This is a genomic window from Sporosarcina aquimarina (assembly GCF_033253705.1).
Lineage (GTDB): Bacteria > Bacillota > Bacilli > Bacillales_A > Planococcaceae > Sporosarcina > Sporosarcina aquimarina.
Genome location: NZ_JAUBDH010000005.1, coordinates 200,719 through 216,667, shown reverse-complemented (window position 1 = coordinate 216,667; position 15,949 = coordinate 200,719). Strand labels below are relative to the sequence as shown.

Annotated in this window: 13 protein-coding genes and 1 other annotated feature; all 13 genes read right to left on the bottom strand. The window is 42.5% G+C overall.

The features are described 5' to 3' along the window. Nucleotides 1–179: 179 nt before the first annotated feature. Nucleotides 180–2,111, bottom strand: a complete 1,932-nt coding sequence (thrS, locus tag QT716_RS10140) for a threonine--tRNA ligase (RefSeq protein ID WP_317935933.1) — start codon at nt 2,109–2,111, stop codon at nt 180–182. A gap of 49 nt (nt 2,112–2,160) precedes the next feature. Beyond that, nucleotides 2,161–2,391, bottom strand: a binding site (T-box leader). 62 nt (nt 2,392–2,453) lie between these two features. Continuing rightward, nucleotides 2,454–3,407 carry a primosomal protein DnaI gene (dnaI, locus tag QT716_RS10135; RefSeq protein WP_317935932.1) on the bottom strand — a complete coding sequence of 318 codons (954 nt, stop codon included), beginning with the start codon at nt 3,405–3,407 and terminating at the stop codon, nt 2,454–2,456. Nucleotide 3,408: 1 nt separating this feature from the next. Continuing rightward, nucleotides 3,409–4,773, bottom strand: a complete 1,365-nt coding sequence (locus QT716_RS10130) for a replication initiation and membrane attachment family protein (protein WP_317935931.1) — start codon at nt 4,771–4,773, stop codon at nt 3,409–3,411. A 14-nt stretch (nt 4,774–4,787) separates the two neighbouring features. Then, nucleotides 4,788–5,282 carry a transcriptional regulator NrdR gene (gene nrdR / locus QT716_RS10125; protein WP_317935930.1) on the bottom strand — a complete coding sequence of 165 codons (495 nt, stop codon included), beginning with the start codon at nt 5,280–5,282 and terminating at the stop codon, nt 4,788–4,790. A 160-nt stretch (nt 5,283–5,442) separates the two neighbouring features. After that, nucleotides 5,443–6,465, bottom strand: a complete 1,023-nt coding sequence (locus QT716_RS10120; RefSeq protein ID WP_317935929.1) for a glyceraldehyde-3-phosphate dehydrogenase — start codon at nt 6,463–6,465, stop codon at nt 5,443–5,445. 128 nt (nt 6,466–6,593) lie between these two features. Beyond that, nucleotides 6,594–7,184: a dephospho-CoA kinase gene (gene coaE / locus QT716_RS10115; protein WP_317935928.1), complete on the bottom strand. Its 591-nt coding sequence runs from the start codon at nt 7,182–7,184 to the stop codon at nt 6,594–6,596. 13 nt (nt 7,185–7,197) lie between these two features. Further along, entirely contained in the window at nt 7,198–8,070 is an 873-nt protein-coding gene (gene mutM / locus QT716_RS10110; protein WP_317935927.1) for a bifunctional DNA-formamidopyrimidine glycosylase/DNA-(apurinic or apyrimidinic site) lyase, read from the bottom strand. A gap of 9 nt (nt 8,071–8,079) precedes the next feature. After that, entirely contained in the window at nt 8,080–10,707 is a 2,628-nt protein-coding gene (gene polA / locus QT716_RS10105) for a DNA polymerase I (RefSeq protein ID WP_317935926.1), read from the bottom strand. 90 nt (nt 10,708–10,797) lie between these two features. Next, complete coding sequence (gene pnpS, locus QT716_RS10100) at nt 10,798–12,231, bottom strand: two-component system histidine kinase PnpS (RefSeq protein WP_317935925.1); 1,434 nt, start codon at nt 12,229–12,231, stop codon at nt 10,798–10,800. Beyond that, nucleotides 12,228–12,929: a response regulator transcription factor gene (locus QT716_RS10095; protein ID WP_317935924.1), complete on the bottom strand. Its 702-nt coding sequence runs from the start codon at nt 12,927–12,929 to the stop codon at nt 12,228–12,230. The genes pnpS and QT716_RS10095 overlap by 4 nt, the downstream gene beginning before the upstream one ends. Nucleotides 12,930–12,939: 10 nt before the next feature. Next, entirely contained in the window at nt 12,940–13,419 is a 480-nt protein-coding gene (locus QT716_RS10090) for a MaoC/PaaZ C-terminal domain-containing protein (RefSeq protein ID WP_317935923.1), read from the bottom strand. Nucleotides 13,420–13,521: 102 nt separating this feature from the next. Further along, a complete protein-coding gene (mdh, locus tag QT716_RS10085) occupies nt 13,522–14,460 on the bottom strand; it encodes a malate dehydrogenase (protein WP_317935922.1) in 939 nt (312 codons plus the stop codon). A gap of 192 nt (nt 14,461–14,652) precedes the next feature. After that, a complete protein-coding gene (gene icd / locus QT716_RS10080) occupies nt 14,653–15,921 on the bottom strand; it encodes an NADP-dependent isocitrate dehydrogenase (RefSeq protein ID WP_317935921.1) in 1,269 nt (422 codons plus the stop codon). Nucleotides 15,922–15,949: the final 28 nt, after the last annotated feature.

Sequence of the window (15,949 nt, the reverse complement as noted above, 5' to 3'; positions counted from 1 at the left end):
TTCCGCTACAGATGGACGCTTTCCGAGGGGCTTGGTTTCAGCCTCCTCGGTTCGCTTCGCTCCCTGCGGGGTCTTCAACCTGCGCTGGTCCCTCCGGAGTCGCCATCTTCCGCTTCAATCAACGGTGTTGTACTAAAACTTGCTGTTCTACAAAATAATCAAGCGATTAACAAAAAGAATTAGTGAGCTACGTCACTTTTCAATAGTTCCAGGAATGCATCGAAACTCATGGATTCGGATTTTTGTTCTCCGTATTTACGTACGTTGACGTTGCCTGACTCGATTTCCTTGTCACCTAGTACGAGCATGTAAGGTACTTTTTGTACTTGGGCTTCGCGGATTTTATAACCGATTTTTTCTTCTCGACTGTCGAGATCCACGCGGAATCCAGCAGCAACGAGTTGTTCCCGTACTTTGTCTGCATAGTCAAAGTGTGCTTCAGGTGAAACCGGGATGACTTCGATTTGGATTGGCGCGAGCCAAGTTGGGAATGCACCTTTGTATTCTTCGATGAGGAATGCGACGAACCGTTCCATTGTTGAAACAACGCCTCTATGAATAACGACTGGACGATGATGGTTGCCGTCTTGACCAACGTAAGTGAGGTCAAAGCGTTCCGGAAGAAGGAAGTCCAGTTGAACTGTTGAAAGTGTTTCTTCCATTCCAATTGCTGTTTTCACTTGCACGTCGAGTTTAGGACCGTAGAAGGCTGCTTCTCCAATCGCTTCTGTATAATCCAATTCCATATCATCCATGGCGTCTTTGATCATCAGCTGCGCGCGTTCCCACATTGCATCATCGTCAAAGTATTTTTCAGTATCAGCAGGATCCCGGTATGAAAGACGGAACGAGTAGTCTGTAATATTGAAGTCTTTGTATACGTCAATAATCAGCTGAACTGTGCGTTGGAACTCGTCTTTGATTTGGTCGGGACGGACAAAGATATGTGCATCATTCAATGTCATTCCGCGAACTCGTTGAAGGCCTGAAAGCGCTCCTGACATTTCATAACGGTGCATCGTTCCGAGTTCTGCGATACGAATCGGTAAGTTTCTGTAAGAGTGGATGCCATTTTTGTAAATCATCATGTGATGCGGGCAGTTCATCGGACGAAGCACTAAGTCTTCATTGTCCATACTCATAACTGGGAACATGCCATCTTGATAATGATCCCAATGTCCAGACGTTTTATAAAGCTCTACACTGCCTAGAACTGGTGTATAAACGTGGTCATACCCTAGACGCTCTTCTTTGTCTACGATATACCGTTCAATCACCCGACGAATTGTCGCGCCTTTTGGCAACCAAAGCGGCAATCCCTGACCCACTTTTTGTGAGTTCATGAACAAGTCCAATTCTTTTCCGATTTTACGGTGATCCCGTTCTTTTGCTTCTTCCAACATTTTCAAATGCGCTTGAAGTTCATCTTTCTTGAAGAACGCAGTTCCGTAAATACGTTGAAGCATTTTGTTGTCAGAATTCCCGCGCCAGTATGCTCCCGCAATACTTAACAGCTTAAATTCTTTCAGTTTACCTGTGTAGGGAACGTGGACGCCGCGGCATAGGTCAAAGAACTCGCCTTGTTCGTAAATTGAAACTTGCTCATCCTCCGGGATTGCTTCAAGTAATTCCAATTTATACTCATCATCAATTTCTTTAAAGCGGCGCTGTGCTTCTGCACGTGTTACGTCATGACGAACAATTTCAAGGTTCTCACCGATAATCCGTTTCATTTCTTTTTCAATTTCGGGAAGGTCATCAGCTGTAATCGGCGTCGGGGAATCAATATCATAATAGAATCCATTGTCAATCGCTGGTCCTACTCCAAGTTTTGCATCAGGGAATTTGCGTTTAACAGCTTGAGCCAGCAAATGTGCTGTGCTATGGCGTAATATTTCTAAGGCTTCTGGAGACTGCTGAGTAATGATCGCGATATCTCCATCATGCTGGATTGGCGCTTTCAAGTCGATGAGCTGCTCCCCAAGCTTACCGGCTAGTGCATTTTTACGAAGCCCTGGACTAATCGACATTGCAACGTCTTCAGTCGTAGTGCCAGCAGGAAACTCCTTTACCGCACCGTCTGGAAATTTTAAATGAATTGAATCTGACATGTAAATGCACTCCCTTTTCTATTTTTAGACACAAAAAAGCCCCATCCCATAAAGGGACGAGACTTGTGCTCGCGGTTCCACCCTTCTTCCTTCAATCCTAAAAAACCGGAATGATGAAGCTTCAAACGGCTAACGGGCCGGGGCCGTCAACAGGTACTCAGTAGTTCCCTGCTGCTGCTCAAAGGTGGTAAATTGGCTGCCGTTTCCTGCAAGGTTCTCAGCATTCCCCTTGCTCTCTGTAGGTCGTTCAATCAATTGTTGTCCTTGTCTAAGCATTTGTTCGATGTATTGTGATTAGTATAGTGAATGTCGTCAAAAAATGCAAGAGAATCCGATAAACAATTACTCTTTTTTCTTTACTCTTCGATTATTACCTTTCAGCTCGACAGGATCACTTATCATTTTAATGCGTTCCATAACTCGAGCTGCTTTGACCGGTTCTTTTTCCCCGCGTTGAGAAAACGTCAAATGGTTTTGTAATTGGTCCAGCGTAAAATTAGAAGTGAAGAATGTCGGAAGCTGGTCAGCCATTCGATATTGCAATATTGTCCCAAGAACTTCATCCCGAGCCCAAGCTGTCATCGATTCTGCACCGATGTCATCGATCATGAGCACTTTTGCCTTTTTAACAAATTCAATTTTTTCGTTATGGGAGTTATCTGAAATGGATTGTTTGATTTCACGTAAAAACTCCGGTAAGTATACAACCACCGTTCGTATTTGACGACTGGCAAGTTCATTTGCGAGGGCACCGAGAATAAAGGACTTTCCTGTTCCAAATTCCCCGTAGATATATAATCCTTTTTCGGGAACTTCTCCTGTCTCCTCGAATTGGGTGATGAACTGTTCCGCCATGTCTACAAGTTCTATCCGACTGTCATCATAAAAGATATCCACGTCTGGTAAAGTTGCGGCCATAACATCTTTCGGCATATATAAGCTGTCCAGCATCTTGTTAACTGCCCGCTTTTCATCATCTATTTCTTTACGCGGACAACGGATATAAGTCACATCGATCAGCCCTTGGTTCATGATCAACTTCGGCTCGAAGCCCTTCATGACATTGATGCATCCTTCAAGATTCGTGCATTTTTCACATTGGTGCGAAGCCGTTGTATATTCGTATAACTTATTAAGACTTCTTTCGATAACTTGTTTGTCAATCTCTTCTGAATGCTCCTCTATGAATAGCTGAACCTTATCATTGGAAAGAACTTCATTTCTCAATTCATCGTAACGTGCGGCAAGTTTCGGTGCATTGATGACCCGTTTCATAGCATCTCCGATTCGCTCCATTTTACTTCACCCCTTTTCTCATAGTTTCTAATTTAGCCAGTAATTGTTTTCGTTTTTCATCAATCTCTGCCTTGCTTTCAGCGGAAACCGGTTTTGCTGGCTTGTCCTTTTCATCTTTTTTGTAGAACCAATCAGGAACTTGCTCTTCGCGTATTGGCTTTTGGGTTCTACCGCCTGATTTTCCGCCTTCATTCAGCCACTTCGTATATTGGTCATGTTCTTTCCGAGCATATTCCATCGCTTTTTCAGCAGTATCCACTTTTTTCATCTTCCAATGAGAAGCAATTCTTTCAGCAAAACTTGATGTAATCTTCATATCATTTCGTAAGAGAATATATTGCAGCAGTACATTCACAACCGGTATTTCCAAGCCGTGTACATTGACCAGGCGCTCGGCCAGCTGTATATCGACAGAGACAGGCTCTTTCCCCATAATATCGCGAAGCATTTCCCGTGGCGAGATCTGAGTTAGATAGTTAATCTGGTCACGTTCTTTCGTTTGCGGACCGTCATATACTTCAGGTGCCGGCTTCACATTATAGACTTTTTCAAGTTTCGGAGCTGATTTTGAAATGTTCATCTTATAGAAGTCGGCTGATGATTTACGAAGCCGTTCTTCTGGAACTTCCAAGTTTTCATTCAGTGCCATCATAATTACTTTCTGCATGTCCAATGGATTCAAATCGTACATGAATGCCAATTTCGCAATAAGTTCACGGGAAATTCCAGCTAATGCTGCGCGTGGAACCATTTGTTCCGATAGACCGCTCATCAGCAAGTCAAAGTCAAAACCACTATGGTCAAAGGGAACTCCATGTGCAGGTTCCCGTGCCGCCAACTGTTGTTCGTTTTGAAGTTCATGGGCATTCCCATTTACAGGCGTGTATACGTCTAAAAAATTTCTTGATATTTCTTTGTATCCAGTTGTGTTAGATGTCTCGGTGACAAAACGGCCACGCAAATCGCGATATGCTTGTTCACCGATTTTGCTGAACAAAAAAGTTGCCAGTAAAGGGTCGTGGAAAAAGTTTTGAGCATCGAGAGGAGGTAATAATTGGTAAACAAACGAACGACGGTCATCCTCTGTCTTCGTATATGTACGCAGCAGCCCAATTGCTTCTAAAGAGATTCTTGCTTGGAACACAGCCTGAAGCGGCATCGTTAAAATATTCATCAAATGGTAATGTGTAAAAAATCGATTTTCTTGAGGGTCTGCATCTGCCCATAAAGTTAAATACAAACTCATCGCTTCAGGCCCCGTTAAAGGTTGATAAAAAAGCGTGAGAAGCTGGCGATCATAATCAGAAAATGGGACCGATAATTTCAGTGAATACGTATCGACCGGCTGTAATTCCTGGAAAAGCATGTTCGTTCTACCTCCTACTCCTCAGATGGCTCTTCAGAACCATTCTTTTCACGAAGAGGTCCTATTTGCAAATTTTTCAATTCTTCAATGAACATGGTAATATTTTGATAGTCACGATACACAGAGGAGAATCTAACATAAGCAACTTCATCGACATCTGCAAGACGTTCCATGACCATTTCACCTACATCGTGAGAGTCAATTTCAGATATCCCTCTGCTTTTTAATTCCTTTTCGATAGAATCGACAATATTCTTTAAGTCTTCAAGCGGTACTGGACGTTTTTCACATGCTCGAATAAGTCCTCTGAGAACTTTTTCACCTGTGAATTCTTCGCGAGTACCTTCCTTTTTTACAACAACAAGCGGCGCTTCCTCTACTTTTTCAAAAGTTGTAAACCGGTAATTACATTGCTCGCATTCTCTGCGTCTGCGGATGGAGCTGTTCTCTTCGGCTGGTCTAGAGTCGACAACACGCGTTCCGTTAAATTTGCAAGCTGGACATTTCATAATTTGTTCCTCCGGTTTTCTGTAGTTCATCTATTATAACAGAGAGAGGGTTTTCGTAACACCCGCGTTGACTTTTCTGCTGTCGTCTCGTTCAAACCATTTAAAAAACTGCCTTCTTCCCTGCATATCCGCAGGTGAGAAGACAGTTTGATACTAACAATTAAGCTTTGATAGCTGTACGAAGTTCTTTTGCCACTTTTTTCGTCAAGTCAACAACGCGAGCTGAATAACCCCATTCGTTATCGTACCAAGCCAGAACTTTCACTTTACGATTGCCGATAACCATCGTTGATAGACCATCAATGATTGCTGAGTCTGATGTGTTATTGAAATCAATAGAAACGAGGGGCTCCATAGTCAGGCTAAGAATGCCTTTCATCGGACCTTCCATCGCTTTCTTGAACGCTTCGTTAACTTGTTCTGCTGTCACATCTTGCTTCACGTCTACTACTAGATCGACTAGAGAAACGTTTGGAGTCGGTACTCGTAATGCCATTCCATGAATCTTACCTTCAAGTTCAGGAAGCACTAATGAAAGTGCTTTTGCTGCGCCTGTTGACGTTGGAATAATGGATTGCCCGCAAGAACGTGCGCGGCGCAAGTCTTTGTGTGGATTATCTAAGTTCTTTTGATCATTTGTATAGGCATGTACAGTAGTCATCAGCCCATTTTCAATGCCAAATTCGTCATTTAAAACTTTCGCTACAGGTGCTAAACAGTTCGTTGTACAGCTTGCATTCGATATCACATCATGTTTTTCAATATCCAGTTTTTCATCGTTGACACCCATCACAATTGTAATGTCTTCGTTTTTTCCTGGAGCAGATAGGATAACTTTCTTTGCGCCAGCATCCAAGTGCAAAGCGGCTTTTTCACGTGCGTTAAACACACCAGTTGCTTCAATGACGATGTCTACGCCAAGTTTTTTCCAAGGGAGTTTGGATGGGTCACGTTCAGCAACGAGTTCAACTCGCTTGCCGTTCACAAGAAGCGCATCTTTTTCAACAATCACTTCTCCGTCGAACGTTCCGTGAGTTGTGTCATACTTAATCAAGTGTGCTAATGTTTCTGGCGGATAAACGGCATTAATGGCTATAGCGGTAACCTCTTCCTCTACTATCAACTGCCTGAATACCATGCGGCCAATTCGACCAAAACCATTAATCGCTACTGATGTTGTCATGAATAAGTCCTCCCGTATGTATGATGTTATACTGTTTACTCAAATATTCTTAATTAGTATAACACATTTTCATCATGTGGAAAGAGTTTGTGCAACATTGAACAATGATTGTTTTTTCAGATAATATATTACACATTCCATTTTTTCAATACATCTGCCACTTGTCTTTCCGTTTCTTCAATTGTTCCATTATTGAAGATCACTGCATCAGCACCTTTTTCTTTCACAGCTATCGGAAGTTGAGAATCGATTCTGGTAACCGCCTCTTGTTCAGACAACTGATTACGATTCATCAATCGGTCTTTTTGAACTTCGGGAGTAACGGATACGACAAGTATTTTCTCTACATAATCATGTAACTTGTTCTCAAACAATAATGGAATGTCCAAAACGACTGTTTTTGCACCCGCAGCAAGGTGTGCCTCTTTTTGAGCAACTAACTCTTTTCGGATAGCTGGATGAATGATTGCATTCAATTTTTCGCGTTTTGCAGAGTCTTCAAAAATCATCTTTCCTACTGCTGCACGGTCCATTGTTCCATCTTCTTTTAAAGCCTCAGGACCAAAAACTTCTTCTATACTCTTCAAGACAGGAGTGCCCGGCTTCACTACGAGCCTGGCAATCTGATCTGCATCTACTACAGGCAGGTTACGTTCTTTCAACATTTTGGCAACAGTGCTCTTTCCACTGGCAATGCTGCCGGTAAGTCCGATAATCATGCAAATTCCCCTTTCAATGTTGGCACTTTTTACAGTAGGTGGATGTCCGATTTGCAATTTGGATAGAAGCAGTTGCAGTTCCGCAATTCGGACACACTTTCTTTCCGTACATTTTTAAACGATTTTGCATGGAGCCCGCTTCACCGTTCGTATTGCGATAATCTGATATTGAACTGCCGCCAGCTTGTATACTTTCATCGAGTACGGCAACAATTTCGCGGAAAAGCTGTTGTTTTCTGGCATGACTGATTCTTCCTGTTGCCCGCTTTGGATGAATGCCTACTCTGAACAATGCCTCTGTTGCATATATATTTCCGCAGCCTGAAATGACTTGCCCATCCATTATCACTTCTTTAATCGGTTTTCGAGCATATTTCTCTTCTACAGATTTCGTCAGGAAAAATTCCAATGCATCTTCAGCGAATGGTTCAGGGGCCATTAAAGTAAGCGGTATATAGTCTTCTTCACACGTCAGTAATCGCAGTTCCCCAAAACGGCGAATATCTGAATAGACAAGAAGACCGCCATCTTCAAGCTGGAAGATGGCGTGAATATGATTGCGGAACTTTTGTTCACGAATATCTTGAATCGTATTTACGACAAACCACGCGCCTGTCATTCCTAAATGACTGACAAGCAAGCGGCAGGTATTGTTTTTCACAAGATGAAAGTAAATATATTTACTGCGGCGGGTAACCGCTTCAATCGTAAATCCTTTCAGCTCTTCAGCAAAGTAATCTACATCATGACCTTTTACAATCGCTTCTTTTCCTGCAGCTTTTGAAGCCGTTACCGTTTCAGAAACTGTTACCTTTTGAATTGTACGTCCGCTTGCCGCAGGGGCTAATGAGCGTACAACTCCTTCAACTTCTGGTAGTTCTGGCATCGCAATCCCTCACTTCGTATCGTACCAGCTTGCTCCATAAGCAGAATCCACTTTTAACGGAACATTCAGTTCCAGAGCGGACTCCATCACTTCCGGCACAATTTTCTTTAGCTGTTCCAACTCTTCAGGCGGCGCTTCAAAAATCAGTTCATCGTGTACCTGTAACAGCATGCGTGCTTGAAGATCTTCTTTTTCCAGACGATGATCCATGTCAATCATCGCTTTTTTAATAATGTCTGCAGCTGTACCTTGGATTGGTGTATTCATCGCAGTGCGCTCAGCGAATCCACGCAGGTTGAAATTCGAACTTGTAATGTCGGGTAAATACCGTCTGCGGTTCATCATCGTGGAGACAAATCCACGTTGTTTTGCGTCTTGTATAATATCGTCCATGTATTGTTTAACACCGGGGAAACTCTTTAAATAGGTTTCGATGAATTCCGCAGCTTCTTTCCTAGGGATATCCAAACTTTGAGATAACCCATAATCACTTATACCGTAAACAATTCCAAAATTGACCGCTTTCGCAGCCCGGCGCATATTAGACGTCACATCTTCTTTTGCAACTCCAAACACATCCATTGCTGTCTTCGTATGAATGTCCGCACCTGCACGGAATGCTTCTATCAACTTTTCATCTTGCGAGATGTGGGCAAGCACGCGAAGTTCGATTTGTGAGTAGTCCGCAGCAAACATAATCCAATCTGGTTCTGAGGGGACAAAAGCGGCACGAATTTTACGCCCTTCTTCCAGTCGGATCGGGATATTTTGCAAATTCGGATTAATCGAGCTAAGTCGTCCAGTTTGTGTAAGCGCCTGCTGGAACCGTGTGTGAACTTTACCATCTTCGTGGATTTCTTTAGACAATCCATCGATATACGTAGATTTCAACTTTCCAAGCTGACGGTATAACAAAATATGCTCAATAATCTCGTGCTCCGGCGCTAACTTCTCAAGCACATCTGCTGCTGTTGAATAGCCTGTTTTCGTCTTTTTGATAGGTGTTAGGCCAATCTTTTCAAATAGAATGACGCCCAGCTGCTTAGGTGAATTGATGTTGAATGACTGACCCGCAATTTCGTAAATCGTTGATTCGAGAAATTCCAGTCTGCCTGATAATTCTGTACCAATCTTTTGCAAGATATCCAAATCGGTCTTCACACCAGTGGATTCCATTTTTCCGAGTATCTTTGCAAGCGGTAATTCCAAGTTATGATACAACTCATATTGCTCATTCTGCTTTAGTTTTTCAGATACAGTTTCCTGTAAGTTCCAAACCGCAACTGCTTTAGTTCCCGCATGCTGAGCGATTATGTCCTCTGCTGGAACTGCTTTTTTCGCACCTTTCCCATAGACAGATGCATCTTTTTGGATACCGTTCCACCCAATTGATTCTGCTGCTTCAGATACATCATCAAATGAAAGTGAAGGATTGACAATATACGCAGCTAGTGTCAAATCGAAATCGATTCCCGATACGGGGATATCGATTGCAGCAAGCGCAGCGTAGAGTGCCTTAGCGTCTGTTGTGAGCTTCTGTTTTTCCGGATTTGCAAGCCATGTCTTTAATTCTTCGTCTTCTTTCACATCACTCATAGGTACGTAAAATACTGTTTCACCGTTTGTCATAGCAATACCGAATAAATCCGAAGTCAAATAGTTATCGTCCATCATTTCCAAGTGGACGGCCATTTGATCCGATAAGTCGGCATTCGTGACTTTGTGCTTCGTTACTACTTCAATCTCTTCAACAGGTTCAGGTGCTTCGGCTTCTACACCCATTTTCTCAAGCAGTGTGGTGAATTTGAGTTCTTTAAACAGTGCAGTAAGCTGCTCTTCGTTCGGACCACTATAAGACAGATCTTGTAACCCTATCGTCAGGGGAGCATTAACTTCAATCGTTGCAAGCTGCTTACTCATGAATGCTTGCTCTTCGTTGTTCGTTAAGTTCTCCTTTAACTTCTTACCGCTAATCGCATCTAAGGACTCATATACTTTTTCCACAGATCCATATTCTTTCAAAAGCTTTAATGCTGTTTTTTCACCAACCCCCGGCACACCAGGGATATTGTCTGAAGCATCACCCATTAAGCCTTTCATATCAATAATTTGGAGTGGTTCAATTCCATACTTCTCTTCGATATGCTCAGGAGTATACATCTCCATATCGGTTATTCCTTTGCGAGTTATACAAACTGTCGTCGATTCGGTCGCGAGCTGTGTTAAGTCTTTGTCACCTGAAATGACAACCGTTTCAGCTGATTCCGCGCTTGCAGTTCGACTTAGTGTACCGATAATATCATCGGCCTCAAAATTCTCCAATTCGTATTGTGGGATGTTATATGCAGTCAATAGTTTACGTAAGTATGGAAATTGTTCGGATAGTTCCGGCGGCGTCTTTTGACGTCCCCCCTTGTATTCACTAAATGTACTGTGTCGGAATGTAGTCTTCCCCGCATCCCAAGCAACGAGAAGATGCGTCGGCTGCTCTTCTTTTAGTATGTTTTGAAGCATCATTGTAAAGCCATACACTGCATTCGTATGAATTCCGCTGTCATTCGTTAGTAACGGCAAAGCAAAGAAAGCACGATAAGCAAGGCTATTTCCATCTAATAACACAATTTTTTTAGTCGTCACGTAGCTCGTCCACTCCTTCGTAAAAAAAAAACGTCGTCTTCCTTCATCTTACCACGTAGGCAGGATGAAAAGAAAACGACGTGGTTCACTTTAACCAGCAGAATTCGAATGTTGGCTGATTGGCAATTTAATGAAGAACTCAGATCCTTTGTCAATCTCACTTTCCACCCATATACTTCCATGATGGACATCGATTAGATGCTTTACAATCGCAAGACCTAGACCCGTACCGCCTGAATCACGGCTTCTCGCTAAATCTGCACGATAAAAACGTTCAAATACTCTAGTCAGTTTTTCCTTTTCAATTCCTATGCCTTCATCCGCAATCGAAATAACAACAAATTCATCAACCGTTTTCGCTTTAATGGTTATAACTGTTTTGGGTTTTGAATACGAAATTGCATTGATAAGTAAATTGACAATGACTTGCATTAAGCGTCCGCCATCCGCTTCCAGCTTTAACTCACCTGGGTCTTCGATTTCAATTCTCATTTCTTTTTCGGCAAGTTTTACAGAAACCAATTCGACAGCTTCCCGTATCGTAATCGCTGCATCCACTTCTGTAAGATTGAGGATGAACCCTTGTTGTTCAATCCCCGATAACTCTAATAGATCCGAAACAAGCGAATGTAACCGGCCACTTTCTTTCTCAATAATGCTAACAAAATCTCTTGATATGACAGGATCCTCTATCGCTCCGTCCAGTAACGTTTCCGCAAATCCTTTTATAGATGTTACTGGGGTTCTTAATTCGTGTGAAACGTTCGCAACAAAGTCTTTTCGCACCTCTTCAAGCTGAATGATTTGCGTAATATCATGAAACACTACTATGATTCCCAACCAGTTTCCATGTCTTCCGATAACAGGCGCGCCGTATACCGTTAAATTCAACGTGTCGATTTGTCGCTCCAGTCGAATTTGACGCTCATGGACTTGTTCAGTCAAAAACACATTCTCAATTAATTGTTCAACTGCCGCCGGTAATCCGATTTCTTTATAGGGTTTCCCAATAGAATCAGCAGAAGAAGCGTTAAAGGTTTGAGCAAAAACTCCATTCATCAAGTTCACAGTACCACCCCGGCCAAGCATGATCAGACTGCTGCCGATGCTTTCGATAAGTGTTTTAAGTCTTTCTTTTTCCATAGAACGAACAACTTGGGTTTCTTGTGCGTGCTGTGCAATCTTGTTGATGTACGTAGCGAGATTTCCTAAGTCCCTGAATTCACTAACACTGGCACGAGCTTTATAATCACCTATAGCTAATTTCCCTGCTACTCTCGTTATTTCATCCACGGGTTTCGTAAAGTGATAAATCACTCTGGATACCGTAAACAAGCTGAGAACGAGAAATAGGATAATTACAATTGTGATGTAATACAAAAAAGTCTTTTCTAATGATGAATCGACAGGTGCATCGACTACGTTGAAAAATTGACTAATTACAATCCAGAGAACAATTGAAAAGACAACTAGTGTAGCACTAGTTGTGAGTAGGATTCGGGAGGAGTGGCCTTTACTTTTCATGAAAACTCCTCAAATTTATAACCAATTCCGCGGACAGTTTTAATGGAACGGGGCTTTTTAGAATCCGCTTCAATCTTATCCCGGAGATGACTAATATGAACGTCTACAATGCGTGTATCTCCACTGAAGTCATAGTTCCAGACAGCTTGAAGTAACTGATCTCGTGAAAGCACGCGGTTTTTATGTTTCATGAGATGAACGAGCAGTTCAAATTCTTTTGGAGTGAATTCCAGTAACTCTCCATTCAATTCTGTTTGGTATCGCTCAAGGTATACAGTCAAACCGTTAATACTAATACTTTCACTAGGCTGTTTTGGACCATTTGTACGTCGCAGCACAGCTTTAACGCGTGCTGTTAACTCTCGCGGGCTGAACGGTTTCGTCATATAATCATCCGCACCGATTTCCAATCCAAGCACTTTATCTGTCTCTTCGCCCCTAGCCGTTAACATGATGATGGGAGTATCTATTTTTTGTTGGCGCAGATTTTGACAAACATCGATGCCGTCCATTCCAGGCAGCATAATATCCAGTACTATCAAATCCGGTTTGCTAGCGATAGCTGTCTCTAATGCATCTATGCCGTTCGTTGCAACTAACGTACGATATCCATTCTGTTTTAAATTGTATTCAAGCAGCGTACAAATCGAAGGATCATCTTCTACTATCAACACCGTTTTAGTTTGAAATGCTTCCATAGTCTCCATATCAGAAGTTATCCATTGTTTGTGAAGTTAGTTGTCGATTTTTAACAGAAGGTGCTGCTACCAGTACGTAGCCTTGAACCGTTTGTTCGCTCGTCTCATTTAAAGCTGTAACCGTGATTTTCACCTGATTGGCTTCGATGTCCACTGCTGTAACTTCAAGTGTAATCGTAATCGTTTCGTAGTGATACACTGGATTCGGGAACTCTAAATGTTGAGCGAGTACATATGAACCAGGGCCAGGTAAGTATTTTGAAATCGCTGACGTGATGAACCCCGTTAACATAAGTGTTGGTACAATTGGCTTTTGCACATCTGTTTGAGATGCAAAATCGTGTTGAATATAAATTGGATTAGGATCGTTTGTCAGCCCTAAATAGAGAAGCAGGTCCCTATCTTCAATTTTTTCAGTCAATTTAAGTTTTTCGCCAACCTTAATTTCTTCAATTCCTCTGCCGACTCTTCTTTTTTTACCAAGTATCAAAAAAAGTCCCCCTTAGTAGGTGTTAGCTTTCTACTTTAAAGTCTATCACAAAACAAAATTAAATCGAGTAGCTTCATCTTGCGCTACTCGATTTTTGTGAGATTACACTAATATTTTCATCACTGCTTTTACGGAATCTGCAGATTTGGATAACGCTTGTTTTTCATCGTCTGTCAATTCAAGCTCAATGATTTTTTCAATCCCGTCTTTACCAAGAACAGTCGGTACTCCCATATAAATACCATCCATACCGAATTCACCCTCTAAATAAGCAATTGCGGGAATAATACGTTTCTGATCTTTCAAGATTGCTTCCGCCATTTCGACTAAGGCAGCAGCTGGTGCATAATAGGCTGAACCATTTCCAAGCAGATTCACGATTTCCGCACCGCCTTTACGGGTGCGCTGGACAATTTCTTCAATCCGTTCTTCTGAAATCAACTTCTCCAGCGGAACACCGCCAGCAGCAGAATAACGGACAAGCGGAACCATATCATCCCCATGGCCGCCGAGAACGAATCCAGAAACATCTTTCACTGAAACATTCAGCTCCTGTGCAACAAATGTCCGGAATCGCGCTGTGTCCAGAACACCTGACTGTCCAATGACGCGACTTTTCGGGAGTCCCGATTCTTTATAAACTGTGTATGTCATGGCATCTACAGGGTTTGTAAGAACAATGATGGTTGTCTCAGGTGAATGCTTTACGATTTCCGCAGTTACGGACTTCATAACCTTTTGATTCGTTTGAACAAGGTCATCTCGGCTCATACCCGGTTTGCGGGCTATCCCCGCTGTGATGATGACTACATCTGAACCTCGAGTGTCGCCGTAGTCTGAAGTGCCAGTAATGGACGCGTCAAACCCTTGAACAGGACTTGCTTCTAACATATCAAGAGCTTTTCCTTTCGTGGCGCTCTCCATGTTCGGGATATCCACCAACACCACGTCACACAATTCTTTCTGAGCGAGCAAAAATGCTGTTGTCGCTCCAGTAAATCCAGAACCAATAACCGATACTTTTTTACGAGACATAGACATTACAAAACTCCCTTTCCGAATTGGATAATGATTCAACTGCTATTCTATTTAATAAGGCACCATTTCTAACAAAAGTTCTTAAAAACCAACACTGCCAACCTGTTTTATTATAAACAAAAAGCAGAGGCTGCGATTCGAGCTCTGCTTTTTGTCCCTTACTTATTTAGTACCTGTCGAATACGATTCGTAAACTTATAGGTTTTTGATCAGCTCGTCGGCGAACTCAGAAGTTTTCACTTCAGTTGCGCCTTCCATTAGACGTGCAAAGTCATAAGTAACCACTTTAGAAGCGATTGTCTTTTCGATTGACTTCGTGATCATTTCAGCTGCTTCGTTCCATCCAAGATGCTCAAGCATTAGTACACCTGAAAGAAGAAGTGAAGATGGGTTTACTTTGTCTAGACCAGCATACTTCGGTGCAGTACCGTGAGTCGCTTCGAAGATTGCATGTCCTGAATCGTAGTTAATGTTCGCACCTGGTGCGATACCGATTCCGCCAACTTGTGCAGCGAGTGCGTCAGAAATATAATCACCGTTCAAGTTCATTGTTGCTACAACGTCGAATTCTTTTGGACGTGTCAAGATTTGCTGAAGGAAGATATCAGCAATTGAATCTTTAACGATGATTTTGCCTGCAGCTTCAGCGTCTGATTGCGCTTTGTTTGCAGCATCTGTTCCCTGCTCGTCCTTAATGCGGTCGTATTCGTTCCATGTGAATACTTTGTCGCCGAATTCCTGCTCAGCTACTTCATATCCCCAGTTCTTGAATGCGCCTTCTGTAAACTTCATGATGTTTCCTTTGTGAACAAGTGTCACTGATTTACGGCCTTCAGTGATTGCATAGTTCAATGCACCGCGTACAAGACGCTTTGTTCCTTCTTCAGAAACAGGCTTAATGCCGATTCCAGATGTTTCTGGGAAGCGGATGTTTTTAGCGCCCATTTCATTTTGTAAGAAGTCGATTACTTTTTTAACTTCATCGGAACCTTCTTTATACTCAATACCTGCATAGATATCTTCTGTGTTCTCGCGGAAGATGACCATGTCGCAGTCTTCAGGATGCTTAACCGGTGAAGGAACGCCCTCGAAGTAACGAACTGGACGCAGGCAAGTGTATAGGTCTAGTTCTTGACGAAGTGCTACGTTCAATGAACGGAATCCTCCGCCGATTGGTGTAGTCAAAGGTCCTTTAATCGCAATCAAGTACTCTTCAATTGTGTCAAGAGTCGCTTGTGGAAGCCATTCGCCAGTTTCATTGAATGCTTTTTCTCCAGCTAATACTTCTTTCCACTCAAGTTTACGTTTTCCATCGTAAGCTTTGTCTACTGCGCTTTCAAGAACGCGTGAAGCCGCATACCAAATGTCAGGACCTGTTCCGTCACCGATGATGTATGGAATTGTTGCGTGATCTGGTACGTTTAAAACACCGTTTGATACTGTGATTTTACCTTCGTTAGCCATTAAAATTCCTCCTAAAGTCATAAGTATA